The organism is Streptococcus tangpeifui, assembly GCF_044503215.1.
Classification (GTDB): domain Bacteria; phylum Bacillota; class Bacilli; order Lactobacillales; family Streptococcaceae; genus Streptococcus; species Streptococcus tangpeifui.
This window is the reverse complement of the sequence record NZ_CP172427.1, coordinates 2,082,753-2,103,851: the sequence shown is the minus strand read 5'-3', so window position 1 is coordinate 2,103,851 and position 21,099 is coordinate 2,082,753. Positions and strand designations below refer to the sequence as shown.

The window sequence follows — 21,099 nt, the reverse complement described above, 5'->3', positions numbered from 1 at the left end:
AACAAAATTAGAATTTTCTTCATCAGAACTCTAACTTTGTTCGTTTTTTAATGCTGTCGATGGACTTTTTATAAGAGCAGGACAGCCAACTTTTTGAAGTTACTGATTGCGTGCCACAACTAAAAGTGCAATCTCCCTTGATTTATGGTAAAATTCTAAGAGTATGGCTGTATTTAAGTTTAAGAAAAAACAAGAGACGCAAAGTCTGGAAAAAATTCCTAAACATATTGGGATTATTATGGATGGTAATGGCCGCTGGGCTAAGAAACGCCTGCAACCACGTGTTATGGGACATAAGGCTGGTATGGATGCTTTGCAAAGAGTGACCATCAAGGCTTCTGAGCTAGGCATTAAGGTCCTGACGGTCTATGCCTTTTCAACAGAAAACTGGTCACGACCTGCTGATGAAGTTAAATTCATTATGAACCTACCGGTTGAGTTCTTTGATAAATATGTTCCTGAACTCCATCAAAACAATGTTCGGGTTCAGGTTATCGGGGATACCAGTAAGCTGCCTCAGGCTACTTTTGAGGCTATGGAGCGGGCCTGTGCTAAGACCCGGCATAACTCAGGGCTGATCTTAAATTTTGCTCTCAACTACGGTGGCCGAGCAGAGATTACAGCAGCTGTTAAGACTCTGGCACAAGAGGTGAAAGATGGCCACTTGCAACCTGAGACTATTGATGAGGAATTGCTTGCTAAGCATTTGATGACTAGCGCACTTCCTTATTTGTACCGCGATCCTGATCTGATTATTCGAACGAGTGGAGAGCTGCGACTTAGTAACTTCCTGCCTTGGCAGGCAGCCTACAGTGAGTTTTACTTTACCAAGGTGCTTTGGCCTGATTTCAATGAAGACGAGCTAGTCAAGGCTATTGCAGAATTCAACCACCGCCAAAGACGTTTTGGTGGTGTCTAAGAGGAGACAAGTATGCGTGAACGTGTAATTTACGGAGGGATTGCGGGCGTCATTTTTCTGGCTTTTTTAGTGCTGGGGCACCTCCCCTTCCAATTATTTGTCGGAGTTTTGGCTATGATTGGTATCTCCGAGCTTTTTAAGATGAAAGGGTTAGAAATTTTTTCTTTTGAGGGAGTTCTAGCCATGTTGGCAGCCTTTGTCCTGACGGTTCCTATGGGGACCTATCTGACCTTCTTGCCCCTAGATGCTAGTTGGACCTGCTTTGGTTTACTTAGCTTTATAATTTTGGCTGGCACGGTACTCAATAGTGATACTTATTCTTTCGATGATGCGGTCTTTCCAATTGCTTCAGCTGTCTATATTGGTTTTGGTTTCCAAAATTTGGTCAATGCTCGGCTGGATAGTATTAATAAAGTTCTTTTCGCCATCTTTATTGTCTGGGCAACTGACATCGGTGCCTATATGATTGGTCGGCAATTCGGTCAAAATAAGCTCATGCCAAAGGTATCCCCCAACAAGACTATTGAGGGTAGTCTGGGAGGAATTCTCTCAGCCTTGATTGTCTCTTTGATTTTCATGCTGGTGGACAAGTCTGTTTACAGTCCCAAATCCTTCCTAATTACCATGATTTTAGTTGTTGTCTTTAGTATCTTTGCCCAATTTGGCGATTTGGTAGAAAGCGCCATTAAGCGTCATTTTGGTGTTAAAGATTCTGGGAAATTAATTCCTGGCCACGGTGGTATCTTAGACCGTTTCGACAGTATGATTTTTGTTTTTCCAATTATGCATTTCTTTGGATTATTCTAAGAACTGGGGGTTAAGCCTACCCAGCATTATTTAGAGGTTATCAATGCTTTTAAACATTATTATTTTTATCATCGTCTTTGGTGTCATCGTGACGGTGCATGAATTTGGTCATTTTTATTTCGCTAAAAAATCTGGCATTCTGGTTCGTGAATTCGCCATCGGGATGGGGCCAAAGATTTTTGCCCATATTGGGCAGGATGGAACGGCTTATACCATCCGTATGCTACCTCTTGGCGGTTATGTTCGGATGGCTGGATGGGGCGACGACAAGACAGAAATTAAGACAGGAACACCCGTCAGCTTGACTTTAAATGATCAGGGTCTTGTCAGTCGGATTAATCTGTCTGATAAACAACTGGATACTGACAGCCTGCCCATGAATGTGACCGCCTACGATTTGGAAGATCAGTTGCACATCACGGGTTTGGTTCTTGATGAAACCAAGACCTATTCGGTTGATCATGATGCTACAATTATTGAAGAAGACGGGACTGAAATTCGGATTGCTCCGCTGGATGTTCAGTATCAGAATGCCAGCGTCTGGGGACGGATGATTACCAACTTTGCCGGTCCCATGAATAATTTTATTTTGGGAACTGTGGTTCTCATTATCATGGTTTTCATACAGGGGGGAGCACCAAATCCTAATACCAATGCTATTCGTGTTGCTGATGGCGGACCAGCTCAAGCGGCTGGAATTAAGTCTGGCGATAGGATTTTAAGTATTGCGGATAAAAAGGTTGAGAATTGGAGTGACCTAACTGAGGCAGTTGCCAGCTCGACCAAGGGGTTAAAAAAGGACGAGCAGATTAATCTCACTATCCAAGATAAATCTAAGCACATTAAAAAGGTGAAGGTCAAGCCCAAAAAGGTTAATGGCAGCTATCTAATTGGTGTTCAGCAAGCTATGAAAACCGATTTTTGGGGGAAGTTAGTTGGTGGCTTCAATTTAGCCCTGACTGCCATGACCCAATTGATTCGGGCTGTGGGGAATATTATTCTCCATTTCAGCCTCAATAAGTTGGGAGGGCCTGTCGCCATGTACCAAATGGTCGGTCAAGCAGCCCACTCAGGCTTTGTGGATGTCCTTTTCTTGATGGGGATGCTGTCTATGAATCTGGGAGTGGTCAACCTTTTCCCTATCCCAGCTTTAGATGGCGGTAAGATTCTCATTAATATCATTGAGGCGATTCGCCGTAAGCCGCTTAGGCAGGAAACAGAAACCTATATCACCTTAGTTGGTGTGGCTATTATGTTGGTACTCATGGTTGCCGTCACTTGGAACGACATCATGCGGGCCTTCTTCTAAAAATTAGTTTCCCTACAGTCATTACTCTAGTTGAAAGGAAAGCCTTGTCCAGCGATAGGGCGAAAAAACTCATGAAACAGTCTCAAATGTTGATTCCAACCTTGCGTGAAATGCCAAGTGATGCTCAGGTTATCAGTCACGCTCTCATGGTTCGGGCTGGTTATGTCCGCCAAGTTACCTCAGGCGTTTACTCCTACCTCCCTCTGGCTAATCGGGTTATTGAGAAATTCAAAACCATCATGCGGGAAGAATTTGATAAGATTGGTGCAGTGGAAATGCTGGCACCCGCTCTTTTGACGGCAGACCTCTGGAAGGAATCCGGTCGTTACGATACCTACGGTGAAGACCTCTATAAACTAAAAAATCGTGATCAGGCTGACTTCATCCTAGGACCAACCCATGAAGAAACCTTTACAGCCATCGTGCGAGATGCGGTAAAATCTTACAAACAGCTGCCAGTAAATCTCTACCAAATTCAGTCTAAATATCGTGATGAGAAACGTCCTCGTAATGGTCTCTTGCGGACGCGTGAATTTATTATGAAGGATGGTTATAGCTTCCATGCTAATTACGACAGCTTGGATGACACCTATGAAGATTACCGCAAGGCCTATGAAGCCATCTTTACCCGAGCTGGTCTTGACTTCAAGGGCATCATCGGTGATGGCGGTGCTATGGGCGGTAAGGATAGCCAAGAATTTATGGCGGTTACTCCTGACCGAACTGATCTAGAGCACTGGTTGGTACTGGATAAATCTATTGCTTCTGTGGATGAAATCCCAGAAGATGTTCTGGTCCAAATTAGAGAAGAACTCAATAACTGGTTAGTTTCAGGAGAAGATACGATTGCCTATTCTGACCAATCCAACTATGCGGCTAATCTGGAAATGGCTACTAGCCTTTATAAACCCAGTCAGGCTGTCACAATTCAAGAAGACCTGACCAAGGTTGAAACCCCAGGATGTAAGACTATTGATGAGGTGTCAGCCTTCCTGCAAGTTGATGAAGGCCAAACCATCAAGACCTTACTCTTTATGGCAGATGAACATCCAGTTGTCGCTCTTTTGGTTGGCAATGACCAAGTCAATGATGTTAAGCTCAAAAATTATCTGGGAGCTGATTTCCTTGAGCCAGCCGATGAAGAACAGGCTAAGGCTATCTTTGGAGCTCATTTTGGTTCACTGGGGCCAGTTGGTATCCCAGAAGAAGTGACTATCATTGCTGATCGTAAGATTCAAGATCTGGCTAATGCTGTTGTTGGTGCCAACGAGGATGGTTATCACTTGATTGGTGTCAACCCAGAACGCGACTTTACGCCTCAAGCGTATGTTGATATTCGTGAAGTTAAGGAGGGAGAACCATCGCCAGACGGCCAAGGAACCCTTAAATTTGCACGTGGTATTGAAATCGGTCATATCTTTAAATTGGGTACCCGTTATTCAGATAGCATGGGAGCCAATATTCTCGATGAAAATGGCCGTTCGGTCCCAATCATTATGGGGTGTTACGGCATTGGTGTTAGCCGAATTCTCTCAGCGATCATCGAGCAGCACGCTCGTCTCTTCGTCAACAAGACACCAAAAGGAGCTTACCGCTTAGCTTGGGGAATCAACTTCCCTAAAGAGCTGGCTCCATTTGATGTTCACCTGATTACAGTTAACATTAAAGATCAAGAAGCGCAAGATTTAACAGCTGTGCTGGAAGACCAGTTGACAGCAGCTGGCTACCAAGTACTGACTGATGACCGCAACGAGCGGGTTGGCTCTAAATTCTCAGACAGTGACCTGATTGGCTTGCCAATTCGTGTTACCGTTGGCAAGAAGGCTGCCGAAGGTGTTGTTGAAGTCAAAATCAAAGCGACTGGAGACACCATCGAAGTCAATGCCGAAAATCTCTTAGAAACTCTGCCAATTCTAATGAAGGAAGCGGATTGAGTTATAAAATAAATAAAGGTCATCGTCCAGTGATGGCCTTTTATCGCAAAATCAGGACTGGATTTGCTGCCTATTTTTCATCTGAGTTTTGTTATAATAGACCTACTAAGAAAAGAAGGTGATTCTATGAAATTAACAACTTTGGGGTGCTGGGGAGCCTATCCCTACCAAGATGGAGGGACGACGTCTTATTTGGTAACAGGCCATGATGGCTTTCAGTTACTCATGGATTGTGGCAGTCGGGCCGTAACCGAGCTGGAAAAGGAAATCAGTCCGCTGGATTTGGATGCGGTCATCATCAGTCATTACCATCCCGATCATGTGGCTGATCTAGGTGTGTTGCGTCACTATTTCCAACTCTATCCCAAACACCTCTGGGAACCAAAGGTACTTCCCATCTATGGTCACGATGAAGATAATGATGAGTTCACCAAGCTGACCATGGACGGAGTCTCTCAAGGATATGTTTACGATGTGGCAGGGACTCAGCAAATTGGTCCTTTTGACATCAGTTTTATCAAGACGGTCCATCCTGTTCCCTGCTATGCTTTTCGGATTATGGAAAGAGAAACTGGACAAACCCTAGTTTTCACTGGAGATACGGGTTATTTCGATGGTCTAGCTGATTTTGCCAAGGGAGCAGACCTCTTTTTAGCGGATGTCTATCTTTATGAAGGAAATGAAAATCACCCAGCTCACCTGACTTCTAAGGAAGCTGGGACGATTGCCCAGCAAGCTAGCGTGAAAAAATTAGTCCTGACCCATGTCCCACCTCTACCCCCGCAAGGGATCGATCCCGACCGGCACTTGGAAATTCTGCAGGAGCAAACTCAGGGATATGCTGGAGTAATTCCAGTAGAATTAGCTGAACCCCACAAGGCTTGGGCTCTGGGAGCTAACGGATGACGGAGTTTACCCAGAATCAAAAAGAAGTCTTCATGCGAGAAGCTCTCAAGGAGGCGCAGAAGTCTTTAGCTAAGGAAGAAATTCCCATCGGCTGTGTTATTGTTAAGGACAGCCAAGTTATTGGCCGAGGTCACAATGCGCGTGAGGAGCTCAACCAAGCCATCATGCACGCCGAGATTATGGCTATCAATCAGGCCAACCAAGCAGAAGGAAACTGGCGGCTTTTGGACACGGCCCTCTTTGTCACCATTGAGCCCTGTGTCATGTGCAGCGGGGCTATCGGGCTGGCTCGGATTCCTCAAGTCATTTATGGAGCTCCTAACCAAAAATTTGGAGCTGCCGGCAGTCTTTATGATATTTTGAGAGACCAGCGCCTCAACCATCGCGTTCAAGTTGAGGCTGGTGTTCTGGAAGCAGACTGTGCTAGGATTATGCAGGATTTCTTTCGCAAACGACGGGAGAAGAAGTCCCAGCCCAATCTTAGCCGGACTTAATTTTCAAGTTTGCAGGCTGTTAAAATTATGCTATAATAATCATCGGAGCGACACTTTCGCGTGAAGTGGGTCAGGGGAGGAATCCAGCAGCCCTAAGCGATGTTAAGTGTGTGCTCTTTTTACGTATAGAAAATAATCCTATGAAATCGGGCTTTCATAGGATTTTTTATCTTATCAATTATCAAAACGGACAAAAATTTTATAAATTAGCCTATTCTGTAAAAATAAAAAATAGTGTATGGGGCAATTGATTATAGGCTGATTAAACTTAATCTAGTTTATCTGTAAAAGTCTTAAATCTGCCGAATGATGTAAGGAAGCAGTTAATCTTATTGTTTACACCTACCTAAAGAGTGTCAAAGAAGGAGACAAGAACTGATATAATGTGCTAGGCAAATGAGTTTGACGGAGAAGCAGCTGGTCTGTTACCGTTTTCTTTTTTTATCAAAAAGGTTGAAAAATCAGTGATAAAAGGGTACACTGTATAAGAAATATTGTTTTTTAAAGGGAGTACGTAATGGGACACATTAAATTTGATTATTCAAAAGTGCTTGATAAATTTGTAGCAGCTCAGGAAATTGATTATATGCAGCCACAAGTATCAGCGCTTGATAAAATCTTGCGCGATGGATCAGGTCAAGGCGGAGAAATGACTGGCTGGCTTAATTTACCGGAATCCTACGATAAGGAAGAATTTGCCCGTATCCAAAAAGCAGCAACTAAAATTCAATCGGATAGCGATGTACTTGTTGTTATCGGTATTGGCGGTTCTTACCTTGGTGCTCGTGCTGCCATTGACTTTTTGAATAATGCGTTTGTCAATTTGCAACCAGCTGATAAGCGTAAAGCACCGCAAATTCTTTATGCTGGGAACTCCATTTCTTCAAATTACTTAGCCGATTTGGTTGACTACGTAGCTGATAAAGATTTTTCTGTCAATGTTATCTCTAAATCTGGTACAACGACAGAGCCTGCTATTGCTTTTCGTGTTTTTAAGGAACTCTTGGTTAAAAAGTATGGTCAAGAAGGAGCTAATAAGCGCATTTATGCGACCACAGACCGTTCTAAGGGTGCTGTTAAGGTGGAAGCGGATGCTAATGGTTGGGAAACATTCGTTGTTCCAGATAGTGTCGGAGGTCGTTTCACTGTCTTGACACCAGTTGGTCTTTTGCCAATTGCCGTTTCAGGAGCTGATATCACTAAATTGATGGAAGGCGCTAATGCAGCTCGTAAGGCTTACTCATCAGATAAAATTGAAGAAAATGAAGCTTACCAGTATGCTGTTATTCGTAACATCCTTTACAGAAAAGGTTATGTGACTGAGATCTTAGCTAATTATGAACCGTCTCTCCAATACTTTAGCGAGTGGTGGAAGCAGTTGGCTGGTGAATCAGAAGGTAAGGATCAAAAGGGTATTTACCCAACATCTGCCAACTTCTCAACTGATTTGCATTCACTCGGTCAATTTATCCAAGAAGGGATGCGCAATCTCTTTGAAACGGTTATCCGTGTTGAAAAGCCTCGCAAGAATATCACGGTTCCAGAATTGACAGAAGATCTTGATGGGCTGGGCTATCTCCAAGGTAAAGATGTTGACTATGTCAATAAGAAAGCAACTGATGGTGTGCTCTTGGCTCATACAGATGGCGGTGTTCCAAATACTTTCTTGACTCTTCCAGAACAGGATGAGTATACACTGGGTTACACTATTTACTTCTTTGAACTGGCTATCGGTCTATCTGGTTACCTCAATGGTGTCAATCCATTTAACCAGCCAGGTGTAGAAGCTTACAAGAAAAACATGTTTGCCCTTCTTGGTAAGCCAGGTTTCGAAGAACTAGGCGCTGAATTGAACGCCCGTTTGTAAAAGTATCTCCTTATTAAAACTAATCAGAAGCAGTTCCCTTGAGGGTCTGCTTTTTTTGTGGCAATTAGTGCACGATTTTTTATGGAATTGCAAAAAAGAGTGTCTTAATTATTTTTTGTAAGCGCTTTATAATACAGTTAGAAAGAAACTGATGCACTCGTTCTACTCTTGTGAAAAAAAGACCAATCTTCCTTGGATTTTTATCATTCATCGTCAGGTTCTCTATTTTTCTCTGGAGTGCTTCACCGTTTAGTATCTTGTTTCTTGTTCACCAAACACGAGCTAAAATCTTAGTAAAAAAGATAAACGTCCTTGTGCCTTAATGGCACAGTGTTAGTTTCCCGTTTTTATACAGATTTTTAAAAGCTCTTTATATCTTAAATAAAGGAGTAAGAAGATGAAAGATTGGTTAAATATCGCTGGAAAAACGGTTATCGTTACAGGTGCCTCATCTGGAATTGGTCACGCCATTGTAGAAGAATTACTTGATTTAGAGGTTAACGTTGCCAATTTTGATATTAGTGACAATGATGTCAAGCATGATCACTATCTCTTTGTGAAGGTTGATGTGACTTCGCGTCAAGAAGTTGAGGCAGGTGTTGCAGCAGTCCTTGAGCGTTTTGGTACGGTTGATGCAGTCGTCAACAATGCTGGGATTAATGTTCCTCGTCTCCTAGTTGATCCTAAGGATCCTCACGGTCAGTATGAACTGGACGATGCAACCTTTGAAAAGATGACAATGATTAATCAAAAGGGTGTTTTCTTAGTTAGTCAGGCTGTTGGTCGTATTCTGGTTGATAAAAAACAAGGAGTAATCATCAATATGGCCTCTGAAGCAGGTCTTGAGGGTTCTGAAGGTCAAAGTGCCTATGCAGCAACCAAGGCAGCTGTCTACAGTTACACGCGATCTTGGGCTAAGGAACTCGGTAAGCACGGTGTTAGAGTTGTCGGAATTGCGCCAGGGATTATGGAAGCGACTGGACTGAGAACGCTTGCATACGAAGAAGCTCTTGGTTATACTAGAGGAAAAACAGTAGATGACATCCGAGCAGGTTATGCTTCAACGAGTACAACGCCACTTGGTCGTAGCGGTAAGTTGAGTGAAGTGGCTGATTTAGTTGCTTACTATATTTCAGATCGCTCGAGTTATATCACTGGAATTACAACCAATGTGGCCGGAGGTAAGACTCGTGGATAAGATAATTAAAAACAGATACAGAGGGTGTCCGCGGATAAAATCAAAATAGGGAGTGGAGTACGATGACGAATCACTAAAGATTCTAGGAAAACTCATCTTTTTAGCACAATCCGCAGCCCGTCTTCAATGAAATTAGAAGGATTAGGAAAAGTGGCAGTAGTTAATCGCTGGTATCGAATCTTAGATATCCTAGTTGCTCAACACCATGTTTCGGTAGATGATATGCGGAAGATGCTTGGGATTAGTCCTCAAACGCTTCAAAGCAGCATTGAACAGCTAAACGATATTTTGGACCAAGATATTCAAATTAGACAAAAAGATAATACTTTGTATCTAGATGTGCTTGACTATGCTCGTTTAGAAGATATTTTATTGGGGCAATTGAGAAAAGAGACAGATTTCAATTCTTCTAGCAAGCGGGTGTCCTATTTGATTAAACGCCTTTTGCAAACAGCTCAGCCCCTTCTTATTGATGACTTGGCAGAGGATATGGGGGTTAGCCGCTCAACTATTAATAAAGATTTGAAGAAGGTTAAACAGCTGTCTAGCGATTATCAGATCACTATCACAGGTACCCCTAATCGAGGTTTAGAAGCAGAAGGGAAAGAATTAAATCTCAGACTCTTTTACATTGATAATGTTTATACCTATTTTGAATCCAGTCACTTAAAAGATGAGACTCAATTATTCCTAGATCAGCTCCGAGAAAGCTATCTCCTCCCCAAAAATACAGAGGATTTGCTCAAAAAAGTTTTAGCGATTACCGTCTCGCGTATCAATTGCCAGCGTTTCCTATCTGATGAGATTCCCTACTTCACTAATGAACTAAGAGAATCTGAGATTATGGCAAAGTTAATTTACCATGTGGAATTAACTTATCAAATCTCTTTGAGTCAGTACGAACAAGACTTCCTCAGTTACCCGCTCAATATTCAGTTTATTGACGGGCTGGATTATCATCCTTCTTTGTCCGATCATCTCAAGCTCATTTATCAGTCCATGGTTGACCATGTAAAAGAGGCGCTTGATATTGATTTTGATCAAGACAAGCTCTTCCAAAACTTACAAACACATTTTAAATTCATGATCAATCGCTTGATTTTTCACGCTCAAGCTAACGATATTTTTCATGGTGAGATTCGTTTAAAGTACCCCTTTGCCTATGAGATGTCACGAGTGGCTGTCGAAAAGCTGCAGACCTATTTTAAGTATCAGGTTGCTCCCTCAGAAATCAGTTATCTTGCCCTGTATTTCGAATTAGTGTTAAATGAACGGGATTTAGAACAGACTGCTCTGCGTCCTCAAATTGCGGTTGTTTGTACAACTGGACGGGGAACAGCAGCGATGATCAGTCACCAACTCACACATGTCTTAGGAAATGATGTTGAGATCACCCAATTTTCTGAGGAAAGCTTTAATCCGCAAAACGATGATAATTATTTCGCTATTTTTACAACTATTCCTTTAAAACTAGAACAGTTAAAATCTCCCGTTATTAAAATCAGCAATCTCTTTGATGACCAATGGTTGCGGGATGAATGGCAGAAGATTAATGCTTACCATCAGAGCCGTTTGGAGACCGTCCAGCTGAGATTTGTCAAGTTGTCTCCCGGTCCGTCCTATCTGCACTATCTAGAAACAATGTGTCAGTTACTTGCAGATGAAGGGCTGGTCGATAGTGATTTTAAAAGGCGTATTTTGAGTCGTGAGCAAAGGCAGTCAACCATTTTTAGTAATGCTATTGCTTTTCCTCATGCTATTAATCAAGCGAGTAGGCAAACAATTTTAATGTTAGGTGTGCTAGAGGAGACCTACAAAAGCGATGATGATTCGGTTGATTTCATCTTCATGGTAGCTATTTCTGAGCAGGTGGATGAACGAACCGAGACAGAGCTCTTAGATCTTTATGATGATATTTTCCGCATTGCTAGTGATCAGTCCATTAAGGATGAGTTGAAGTTGGTTGAAACTCAGGAAGATTTTCTCGATTTCGCCAAAAGCAAAGGAGTATTCTAATGAATTATATCTATACTTTTGCAGTCTTTGTGGTATTTGCCTACCTTGTGCAAATAATCTTAGGCCTGCGACAACTGAAACATTTCAACCAAGTTTATGCCAGATTGCGGAAAAAAGGCCGTGTTGCGATTGGTCGTAATTCGGGTCGGATTAAGGCTGGAACCATTGTCATGTTTGCTATTGATAAGCAGGGGACGGTCCTAGAAGCTCAAAAAATGCAAGGAGTCACGATAGCAGCTAAATTTAAACCTATGCCAGCTTATCTTGGTCAGGACATCCATTACTTTGATCACTATAATCCTTTGGTTCGCCAAGAGAATAAATTGCTGCAGGCGGCCATTGAAGATGCTCGGGATGTCTTCTTAAAAACCGAGGCTGGTGTTTATCGCGATGCTCCACAATCTAGTCCGTTTTCAGAACTCGGTTTGCGCGCCAAACTCTTCTTAGCCCGCTTGAAAAATCATATACAGTAAATTTAACTGAGTGTTTAAAATCATCACATACAAAACTAAAAGATCATATAAGGAGTTTCTTATGAATTACGTTACAAAATTTGCTGAGGGCTTTATGAAGCTCTTTCAGTCAGGCGGTGACACCTTCATGTCTTGGATGACAAGTATTGTTCCGGTTGTCCTCATGCTTCTGGTTGCCATGAACGCCTTGATTGCTCTTCTAGGTGAAGAAAGGGTTAATAAGCTGGCTGCAATTTCTGCCAGTAACCCGATCAGTCGTTACATGATTTTGCCCTTTATCTCGGCTTTCATGCTGGGGAACCCTATGGCAATCAGCATGGGGCGCTTCATGCCAGAATATTATAAGCCTAGCTATGTTGCCTCACAAATGCAATTCTGTCACACCTCGAACGGTGTTTTTCCTCATATCAATCCAGGTGAGCTCTTCGTTTGGTTAGGGATTGCCTCAGGTATTAAAACCTTGGGATTGAGCCAGATGGATCTGGCTATCCGCTATATGTTGGTGGGGATTATTATGAATTTCTTTACTGGCTGGATTACCGACTTCACAACCGCTTGGGTTTGTAAGCAACAAGGTGTTAGCTTGAGCAAGTCATTGAACAATTGATGTGAGTGAGAAAGAGGTTTCTTATGAGTTACAGAAGTATACAGGTTGTCAAAGGGAATGGTGGTTTCGGCGGCCCTTTGGTTATTACCCCAACGGACGAAAAACATAAATTTATCTATATCACAGGTGGCGGAGAAAAGCCAGACATTGTGGATAAAATCGTTGAATTAACCGGGATGGAAGCTGTCAATGGTTTTAAGACTTCTATTCCAGATGAAGAAATCGCCCTTGCGATTATTGATTGTGGTGGGACTCTTCGATGCGGTATCTATCCAAAAAAGGGCATTCCAACTATCAATATTGTGGCTACTGGTAAAAGCGGACCACTGGCCCAATACATTACAGAAGATATCTATGTTTCAGCCGTAGGTCTCAATCAAATCACTGCTACCGATGCAGTTGGGCAAACTAACCAGTCTGTCGCTGCTAGTCCTGAAAGCACATCGACAAGTACTTATGATACCAGTAAAAAAATTACAGAGCAACGGGCCGAAACGAGCTTTGTGGCCCGAATTGGTATGGGAGCTGGTAAGGTTGTAGCTGTTTTTAATCAGGCTGCGCGTGAAGCAATCCAAACCATGTTAAATACCATTCTCCCTTTCATGGCTTTTGTGTCACTCTTGATTGGTATTATCAATGGTTCGGGAATCGGGAACTGGATTGCTAAGCTGATGATACCTCTAGCTGGCAATATTTGGGGGCTAATTCTCATTGGATTTATTTGCTCCCTACCATTTCTCTCTCCCCTTTTGGGGCCAGGAGCCGTAATCTCCCAAATTATCGGGACCCTGATTGGTGTTGAAATCGGTAAGGGTCATATTCCTCCACAAATGGCCTTGCCAGCTTTATTTGCTATTAATACTCAGAATGGCTGTGACTTTATTCCAGTAGCTCTCGGTTTGTCTGAAGCTAACGCTGAAACAGTTGAAGTCGGGGTGCCGTCTGTCCTGTATTCTCGTTTCTTAAGCGGTGTTCCTCGTGTTATCGTCGCTTGGCTGGCCAGCATCGGTTTGTATCAATAAGAAAGGTAAGTTAGAAAAGAGGTCCGCATGGCGAAGATATTTGAAACAAAAGTACTTGAAGTTGGTCCAGAGGCCCAAGGGATGATTGACGGGGCCGATATGATGATTCTCTTTGGAGAAGGAGCCCCGCAGGATTTGGCGGAATACTGCTTCACAATTGATAATAAGCATTTAACTGGCCCAATCAAAGTTGGCGGTCGCCTAGTTGTTGATGGAGAGGATTTTCCCATCACCTCTGTTGGTGAGGTCGTTGAAAAGAATCTAGTCAACCTAGGGCATATCACGATTGCCTTCGATGGTGATAGAGAAGGGAGTCTGCCTGGCACCTTGCATGTTTTGGCTCCAAACAAGGTCCAACTGGGGTCGGGCTCAATCATTCAGCTGTTTAGTGATTAAAAATATTACAGTCAATCAGGCTTGATTTCAAGTCTGATTTTTTTAAATCAACCTTCATCAATCAGAAAAGGTGGAGGTTTTTGCCATTTATTTTGGAAAAAACATCTACTTTTTAATACGATGAAAACGCTTTATAATTGAAACAGATGGGAGAAAGAATCGTATGAAGGACAGAACGCATGCCATCTTGAATCGCTTGTTAGACTCTGAAATTCCGCTAACGGTCAGGTATCTTTCAACAGAATTTAAGGTTAGTGAAAGAACCATTCGTAATGAAATAAGGGTTATAAACGAGTTGTTGAGACAATGTCAGCTACCTTTAGTAAATGCCATCCGCTCCAAGGGGCTAGAATTAAATCTATCTCAGTTTGACAGAGAACGGCTAATGGCTTTTATTGGCCAACATTCAGGCTTCAAGTATCTTAGCCGAGAAGAAAGAGTATTAGATTTAATTTTGGATATAGCCTTTGGAGACGCGCCCGTCTTTTTAAAGAAAAAGGAGGAATGTTATCAGGTGTCAAAATCTTCTATTGATGAAGATATTCGGCAGGTAAGAAAAAATTTAGCCTATTACCAAATAAAAGTTATCAGCTTACCTAAGCAAGGGTTCAAGTTTCAGGGCAAAGAACAATTTATCAGGACCATGCTTTTTTCTATTGTGAGTTCAGTTTTAGTAGCTGAGGAACAAGGGAAGAAAGAGCTTGTTTATAAATATGTTAATAAAGAACGGTTGCATCATTTAGACACCATATACAGTAATGTCATTTCGCAGGTGGAAGTGAGTCCTTATCGGATAAACTTTAACCTCTTGACTTATATTTGGATTAATCGTCTCAGTCGTGGTCACTACATTTCGCCTTCTAGTAAAAGCGAGAGTCGCCGAGAGAAAAATGATCGCATTTCAGCTTATATCAGTAGGGTTGCGAGTGAGTTTAAAGTTGGAGCTAGCACAGAGGAAGAGCGTTATATCTATTTCTTACTGAATAGTTTGAATAAGGAAAAAACGTATCATCCCTCCAATTGGCTGGATCTTCAACTATTAATCATGCAGCTTATCCAGTTTGTGGAGGAAGAAACAGGCATTCCTTTTAATAAAAAGGAAGTTCAGTTACAAGAAGCCCTATACAGTCATATGATTGGCATGGTTGACCGCATTAAAAACGGTCTCCAATTGGTCAATCCTCTTAAAGATAAAATCAAGCAAACGTATGGTGTCGTATATGCCGTTCTTGAAAAATTTTTAAGAAGAGAGCAGGACCAACTTGGTGGGATTATTACTGATGATGAGATTGCCTTTTTAACCATTCATTTTTCTACAGCTTTGAGCGAAATTAACCAGAATAATCAGTATTGGTATCGTGCCATTGTCATTTGTAACCATGGGATTGCAACCGGTCGTTTGTTGGCAGAAAACCTGAAAGAGTACTTCAATATAGAAGTTCTAGCCGTTTTAAGCAGCCGCGAGATTGACTTGGTCGAAAAATTTGATGTTGATCTAGTTTTTTCAACAGTAAAACTGAATTATAAAGCCAAGCCTATCATGATTATGGATACTATTTTCAATGAGGAAACAAAACTGATGGTTCACAATTTTTTAGAAGCGAATCGACAGCATCAAAGGTTGATTACGAGGAAAAGCGACTATACAGAAATGTTCCAAATTCTGCTCAAAACGATAGAATCCCAGTTTGGAAAGTTGACTAAAAATTTTTACAACGATTTGGAGAACCTATTTCGGAAAAATGGGCTAACAATCAATCAAAAGGAGGTACAGCCTATGATTCAAGATGTGCTATCTGATGATAATATCTTGTTTGAAAAGGGAGATTTTACATGGCAGGAGGCCATTGAGCAGGTGGCAAAGCCGTTATTGGAGAAAAAGAATATCACCGAAGGATATGTTCAGGCCATGATCGAGGATGTCAAAAAGTACGGCCCTTATATTGTGATTGGTCCTCATCTGGCTTTAGCGCATGCTCGGCCAGAGGACGGTGCAAATCAGCTGGGGTTAAGTCTGGCTATTTTTCAAACTCCCGTTCACTTTGGTCACGAATTCAACGACCCTGTGAAAGTTATTTTTTGCTTATCTGCGGTAGATTCCTATTCGCATTTAAATATTATGAAGAGTTTAGTCAGCCTAATTAGAAAGGAAGATAATTTGAAAAAACTAGCTGACGCCTCAAATATTCAAATGGTTAAAAAAATTTTGTTTACAGATGATTCAGAGGAGGAAAAATAATATGGCTAAAAAATTAAATATCCTGTTTGTTTGTGGAGCAGGATTAGGTTCTAGCTTTGCTGCTCAAATGGCTGCAGAGGATGTCCTAAATAAATACGGTATAGACGCTAAATTGGATCATGTTGATATTTCGACAGCCGCTTCTGTTGGTCCTGATGTTATCATCACTGCTCAGAATTTTGAAAAACAATTTGCCCAATTTTCAATTGACCCAGAAAAAACGGCCTTGGTTTTTTTGAAGAATATTGTTTCCAGTCAGGAAATAGAAGAAAAATTACTGCCGGTTTTGCGAGAACGTAACTTCATCTAGGTCATTACCATAAAGGAGGTAACACTATGGGAGTCATTAATTTTATTATCAATAATATTTTGACCCAGGCCTCAATTACGATTGCCTTAATTGCTATGCTTGGGTTGATCCTACAGAAAAAATCCATAGGTCAAATTATTTCAGGGACTTTAAAGACGCTGCTCGGTTTTCAAGTCTTGAGTGCGGGTTCTAATATTATTGTTTCCAGTTTAACCTACTTTGGCAAAATTTTTCAAAAGGGATTCCATACCCACGGTATTGTCCCTTCTATTGAGGCTATTAATGGTCAAGCGATGAATGATCTTGGTTTGGGAAGAGAGATAGCTCTAACTTTTCTGGCCATCTTTATTGTTAATATTTTAATTGCCCGTTTTACAAAGTGGAACTATATCTTTTTAACTGGTCAAGCCTTACTCTGGATGGCTACCATGACCACGGTATTTGGTTATTTTGCTGGCTTACGAGGCTTCTTACTAATTGTGATTGGTGGTATTGTTGGAGGAATTTTCGCAGTCGCCATGCCTGCCCTAGCTCAGCCGATTATTCGTAAAGTAACCGGTAATAATGATATTGCTCTTGGACATTTTTGTACCATTGGTTACTTATTTGAAGCTGGGGTAGCAAAAATTTTTGGAGAACGTGGAGACAAAAAGAAGTCTATTGAGGACATCGAAATGCCTAAATCCTTTGAGTTTTTGCAAGATACTTACCTGTCTGTAATGGTGGTTATGGTTCCGCTATATCTCATTACAGCAGCCTTTGCAGGATCAGGAGCGGTTAATACTGGCAGTCAAAACTATTTAATGTATGCTTTCTTGCAGTCTATTCAGTTTGTTGTTGGGATCTATGTCTTGCTTGCAGGTGTTCGCCTCCTACTTGGGGAAATTGTTCCTGCCTTCCGCGGTATTGCGATGAAGCTGGTTCCAGATGCTATTCCTGCTTTGGATTGCCCAGTCTTCTTCCCTTATTCTCCTAACGCTGTCATCCTAGGTTTTATTACAACAACTATTGGTACCATCGTAGCCATGTTTATTCTGCCAGTATTTGGATTGGCCATGATTCTCCCAGGAATGTTGACCAATTTCTTTGCTGGCGGCACCGCTGGGGTATTTGGAAATGCTGTAGGTGGACGCAGAGGAGCGATTATTGGAGGGGTTGCTCATGGCTTTTTCATCACGCTTTTGCCCGCCTTATTGGTTACAGCCTTTAGTTCATTAGGCTTTGTCAATGCAACAGCTACTGATGTTGATACGGTTACAGCAGCTCTCCTCTATTACTGGATCTTAAGTCCCATTTTCAAAATGTTTTAGCTAACCTATCAGCTTAAGAAAGGAGGATAACCGTGTTCAAATTTTTAAAGAAAATCCCTAAACCTAGTCCAGAAAGCCAAACTGCTCTCCCAAAATACAGTGAGGAAGAGCTCGAAAAGTTTAAGCAGGAACTTGAAGACTTGCTGCAGGTAAAAGAAGAGCACCTAGACGATGCTCAATATTTCGAAAAGTTAGGTTTGCTCTATGCCCAAGTGTCTCAAGAAGAGGAGGCAATTAAAAATCTTGAAAAGAGCCTGTCCATTAAATTATCTATGGGAGACGGTTATAAAAAACTGATGTCACTTTACAATCAAAAAAGAAGAGAAGCAGCCCGTTCTCATGATGATGAATTGATAGAGTACTATATGGGGAAAATGGATGATATGCGAAATATCGCTAAAAAAGTGACCCTAACAGCTAAGGAGGATTAAAGATGTATAAAACCTTAAAAGAAATTACAGATAAGGCAGACCAATTAAATATGACTGTCGGTGCCTTTAATATGCATAATTTAGAGATGCTTCCTAGCATGATCAGAGGTGCCCAAGAAGTTGGACTGCCAATAGTGATTCAAACCAGTGTAGCAACAGCCCAATACATTGGCTATGATGTCATTGTAGCGGTGTGCAAGCAGTTAGCCAATAACGATTTGGTTGATGTTGCTCTTCACTTGGATCACGCCAGAGATTTTGATGCAATTAGAGCTGCTATTGAAGCCGGCTATTCAAGTGTTATGTTCGATGGTTCAAATCTCCCCTTTAAAGAAAATATTGCAAAAACCAAAGCAGTCGTTGATTATGCGCATGCTAGAGGCGTTTCTGTAGAAGGAGAACTGGGCACTATTGGGGGAACAGAAGAAGGTATCTCGGTTTCTGAAGATGATAAAGAATATACGAGACCTAATGATGCTGTTCGATTTTTAGCAGAAACTGGTGTTGATGCCTTAGCTGTCGGGATTGGGACAAACCATGGCCAATTTAAATCTAAAACCAATGTCAAGATTCCTCTACTAAAAGAAATTCACAGTCTTGTTGATGTTCCGCTTGTTATACATGGAGGAACGGGTGTCAAAGAAGAGGATTATCCAGAATTAATTAATAATGGGATTAGAAAATTCAATGTTGGAACTGAACTATTGGTCGGCTGGACAGCGGTTGCTAAGGAAACGTTTGGAGCAACTGAGGTTAATAAATCCCTGCGTTACAATATTATTCCATGCAATGATAAGGTTAAGGAGATTGTTAAACACAAACTAAGCCTCTTTATGAATAGTGACAGTCCTCTAAAATAGGAGGAGTCAATGAAAGAAACCTTACTTTTAATAGCTGGTCCGCCGGCGACAGGAAAATCTTATTTAGTCGGTTTAATTGAAAAAATTCAGCCAAGCTTATACAAAATAACACCTGATGAACTAAAAGAGGCAATTGCTGACAGCAAAGGATTTAACAGTTTAGAAGAAAAGGCGGCTTTGGAAACCACTGTTTGGAAATCTTATTACCAAGCTTTGGAGGCTTATATGATGGTCGGTAAGAAGATTGTTGTCAGTGAGTATCCTTTTTCCGACAAACAAAAGCCTGCTTTGCTAACGTTAGCTGATCGTTATTCATACGAAATCATTACCGTTCGCTTGGTCGCTGATTTTGAAGTTCTATGGCAAAGACGCTATCACAGAGATCGCGAAGCCAGCAGGCATCTGAGCCATATTATGACGCATTATCACTACGGCGACCAGTTATTCCAGCGCGAATTAGCAGACAATCATATTACAAAAAACGAATTTTGGGATATCCTCAAGAAGAGAGATTACAATCATTTTCAACTAGGCCAACTATTTGAATTTGATGTCAGTGATTTCGCAAAGGTAGATTACACTGACCTTTTGGCCTATCTTGCTAAGCTATAATTTACGGCTTCTCTTTAAGAATCAAAACGATACGTTGCGTTGTTGACTCCAATTTGTCGGACAAAGAATGGCCTGAACCTTAGATCCTGTCCACCTTAATTTTCTTTGAGTAGGATTTAATAGAATTGCCCAACTTTTAACAAAATCGTCAAATACTACAAAGGCCCCATTCGTTAAGGTGGGGCTCTTTGTAGCGTACTTAGTAATAACTAAATGAAAGAAGAGAGGATGTGATATGAAATTGTATTATTATCTTTCCAAATAATTTTAGAAGAATAAAAGAGGTTTTTGTGAACGCTTGTTTGATACGTTTTGCTCTTATATTATGATAGGCAAGGAAGGTACCACTAGTATAGTAAAGTAACCATGCACTATAATGAGATCCAGCCCAAATTACTTGTGGCTGATTTTACAAAAAGGCTTGAAGCATATCACTTCAAGCCTTTTGATTTGTTATAAATTTTAGTCTTCTTGCTTTCCAGACAGTTCTTTCCCCAGTTTAATGATGTAATCTTTAAGATCATCTTTAACTTGAGGATGCTGTAAAGCATAATCAATGGAAGTTTTCATAAAGCCAAACTTATCGCCGACATCATAGCGTTTACCGGTAAATTCACGCGCAAAGACGCGTTGGGTTTTATTGAGGGTATCAATGGCATCGGTTAATTGAACTTCGTTGCCTGCTCCCGGCGCTTGGGTTTCCAAGATTTCAAAAATTTCCGGTGTCAGGAGGTAGCGCCCGATGATGGCTAAGTCACTTGGAGCCTCTTCGGGTTCTGGCTTCTCGACAAAAGTTTCAACGGAATACAGGCCCTTATGCCCTTCACCTTGGGGAGCAATGACCCCGTAGGCAGAAACATCTTCGTGAGGGACAGGCATAACGGCGATAGTGGAGGCGTGAGTTTCTTTATAATCATTGATGAGCTGCTGAGTCAAAGGAACAGCTTTGTCATCGGTAATGTCCATCAGATCATCACCTAACATAACGACAAAGGGTTCATTTCCAACGAAAGCTTTGGCTTGCAGGACAGCATCTCCAAGACCGCGTGGGTGACTCTGGCGGATAAAGTGGAGGTTAATAGCCGTTGTGTCATTAACCAATTTAAGTAGGTCAGTTTTGCCCTTCTGCTCCAAGTTGTATTCTAATTCAAAGTTAGAGTCAAAGTGGTCTTCGATGGAGCGTTTGGCTTTACCGGTTACCACCAAGATGTCTTCAATCCCTGATTTGAGGGCCTCTTCAACAATAAATTGAATAGTCGGTTTGTCTACAATTGGTAACATTTCCTTGGCTAAGGCCTTGGTTGCTGGCAAGAAACGAGTTCCTAACCCGGCAGCTGGAATGACGGCTTTTCTTACTTTAGTCATACTGTCTTTCATTTCCTTCTTATT

Annotated in this window: 20 protein-coding genes and 1 other RNA gene; 20 read left to right on the top strand and 1 reads right to left on the bottom strand. The window is 41.6% G+C overall.

The window, feature by feature from the left end; genetic code table 11:
- The first annotated feature begins 163 nt into the window (after window positions 1-163).
- From ACFSN5_RS09695 to ACFSN5_RS09600, 20 genes are all read left to right on the top strand, one after another.
- Complete coding sequence (locus tag ACFSN5_RS09695; RefSeq protein WP_165212133.1) at window positions 164-919, top strand: isoprenyl transferase; 756 nt, start codon at window positions 164-166, stop codon at window positions 917-919.
- 12 nt (window positions 920-931) lie between these two features.
- Entirely contained in the window at window positions 932-1,726 is a 795-nt protein-coding gene (locus ACFSN5_RS09690; RefSeq protein WP_165212135.1) for a phosphatidate cytidylyltransferase, read from the top strand.
- A 43-nt stretch (window positions 1,727-1,769) separates the two neighbouring features.
- A complete protein-coding gene (gene rseP / locus ACFSN5_RS09685; protein ID WP_165212137.1) occupies window positions 1,770-3,035 on the top strand; it encodes an RIP metalloprotease RseP in 1,266 nt (421 codons plus the stop codon).
- Window positions 3,036-3,106: 71 nt separating this feature from the next.
- Window positions 3,107-4,969, top strand: coding sequence for a proline--tRNA ligase (locus ACFSN5_RS09680; RefSeq protein WP_206221359.1), 1,863 nt, complete (start codon window positions 3,107-3,109; stop codon window positions 4,967-4,969).
- A 126-nt stretch (window positions 4,970-5,095) separates the two neighbouring features.
- The gene (locus ACFSN5_RS09675) at window positions 5,096-5,875 is read left to right on the top strand and encodes an MBL fold metallo-hydrolase (protein ID WP_165212139.1); all 780 of its coding nucleotides are present in this window, start codon (window positions 5,096-5,098) and stop codon (window positions 5,873-5,875) included.
- Window positions 5,872-6,369: a tRNA adenosine(34) deaminase TadA gene (gene tadA / locus ACFSN5_RS09670; RefSeq protein ID WP_165212141.1), complete on the top strand. Its 498-nt coding sequence runs from the start codon at window positions 5,872-5,874 to the stop codon at window positions 6,367-6,369. Before ACFSN5_RS09675 ends, tadA begins: the two co-directional genes overlap by 4 nt.
- A 41-nt stretch (window positions 6,370-6,410) precedes the next feature.
- Window positions 6,411-6,491: signal recognition particle sRNA small type (gene ffs, locus ACFSN5_RS09665), an RNA gene on the top strand.
- A gap of 395 nt (window positions 6,492-6,886) precedes the next feature.
- The gene (locus ACFSN5_RS09660; RefSeq protein WP_165212143.1) at window positions 6,887-8,236 is read left to right on the top strand and encodes a glucose-6-phosphate isomerase; all 1,350 of its coding nucleotides are present in this window, start codon (window positions 6,887-6,889) and stop codon (window positions 8,234-8,236) included.
- Between the two features lie 397 nt (window positions 8,237-8,633).
- A complete protein-coding gene (locus tag ACFSN5_RS09655; RefSeq protein WP_165212145.1) occupies window positions 8,634-9,434 on the top strand; it encodes an SDR family oxidoreductase in 801 nt (266 codons plus the stop codon).
- A 150-nt stretch (window positions 9,435-9,584) separates the two neighbouring features.
- Complete coding sequence (locus ACFSN5_RS09650; RefSeq protein ID WP_165212147.1) at window positions 9,585-11,450, top strand: BglG family transcription antiterminator; 1,866 nt, start codon at window positions 9,585-9,587, stop codon at window positions 11,448-11,450.
- Complete coding sequence (locus ACFSN5_RS09645; protein WP_165212149.1) at window positions 11,450-11,923, top strand: transcriptional regulator GutM; 474 nt, start codon at window positions 11,450-11,452, stop codon at window positions 11,921-11,923. The genes ACFSN5_RS09650 and ACFSN5_RS09645 overlap by 1 nt, the downstream gene beginning before the upstream one ends.
- 61 nt (window positions 11,924-11,984) lie before the next feature.
- Complete coding sequence (locus tag ACFSN5_RS09640) at window positions 11,985-12,530, top strand: PTS glucitol/sorbitol transporter subunit IIC (RefSeq protein ID WP_165212151.1); 546 nt, start codon at window positions 11,985-11,987, stop codon at window positions 12,528-12,530.
- A gap of 23 nt (window positions 12,531-12,553) precedes the next feature.
- The gene (locus ACFSN5_RS09635) at window positions 12,554-13,552 is read left to right on the top strand and encodes a PTS glucitol/sorbitol transporter subunit IIB (RefSeq protein WP_165212153.1); all 999 of its coding nucleotides are present in this window, start codon (window positions 12,554-12,556) and stop codon (window positions 13,550-13,552) included.
- Between the two features lie 27 nt (window positions 13,553-13,579).
- On the top strand, window positions 13,580-13,948 hold the full coding sequence (locus ACFSN5_RS09630) for a PTS glucitol/sorbitol transporter subunit IIA (protein WP_165212155.1): 369 nt from the start codon (window positions 13,580-13,582) through the stop codon (window positions 13,946-13,948).
- A gap of 163 nt (window positions 13,949-14,111) precedes the next feature.
- Entirely contained in the window at window positions 14,112-16,187 is a 2,076-nt protein-coding gene (locus tag ACFSN5_RS09625) for a BglG family transcription antiterminator (RefSeq protein ID WP_165329418.1), read from the top strand.
- A 1-nt stretch (window position 16,188) separates the two neighbouring features.
- The gene (locus ACFSN5_RS09620) at window positions 16,189-16,497 is read left to right on the top strand and encodes a PTS sugar transporter subunit IIB (protein ID WP_004225481.1); all 309 of its coding nucleotides are present in this window, start codon (window positions 16,189-16,191) and stop codon (window positions 16,495-16,497) included.
- Window positions 16,498-16,523: 26 nt separating this feature from the next.
- Window positions 16,524-17,807: a PTS sugar transporter subunit IIC gene (locus ACFSN5_RS09615; protein ID WP_165212161.1), complete on the top strand. Its 1,284-nt coding sequence runs from the start codon at window positions 16,524-16,526 to the stop codon at window positions 17,805-17,807.
- Window positions 17,808-17,839: 32 nt separating this feature from the next.
- Window positions 17,840-18,238 (top strand): tetratricopeptide repeat protein, encoded by a 399-nt coding sequence (locus ACFSN5_RS09610; RefSeq protein WP_165212163.1) that lies wholly within the window; start codon window positions 17,840-17,842, stop codon window positions 18,236-18,238.
- Window positions 18,239-18,240: 2 nt separating this feature from the next.
- On the top strand, window positions 18,241-19,098 hold the full coding sequence (locus tag ACFSN5_RS09605; RefSeq protein ID WP_165212165.1) for a class II fructose-bisphosphate aldolase: 858 nt from the start codon (window positions 18,241-18,243) through the stop codon (window positions 19,096-19,098).
- Window positions 19,099-19,107: 9 nt separating this feature from the next.
- Window positions 19,108-19,710: an AAA family ATPase gene (locus ACFSN5_RS09600; RefSeq protein ID WP_165212167.1), complete on the top strand. Its 603-nt coding sequence runs from the start codon at window positions 19,108-19,110 to the stop codon at window positions 19,708-19,710.
- Window positions 19,711-20,172: 462 nt separating this feature from the next.
- On the opposite strand, the gene galU is transcribed toward ACFSN5_RS09600, so the two are convergent.
- The gene (gene galU, locus ACFSN5_RS09595) at window positions 20,173-21,075 is read right to left on the bottom strand and encodes a UTP--glucose-1-phosphate uridylyltransferase GalU (RefSeq protein WP_165212169.1); all 903 of its coding nucleotides are present in this window, start codon (window positions 21,073-21,075) and stop codon (window positions 20,173-20,175) included.
- Window positions 21,076-21,099 lie beyond the last annotated feature (24 nt).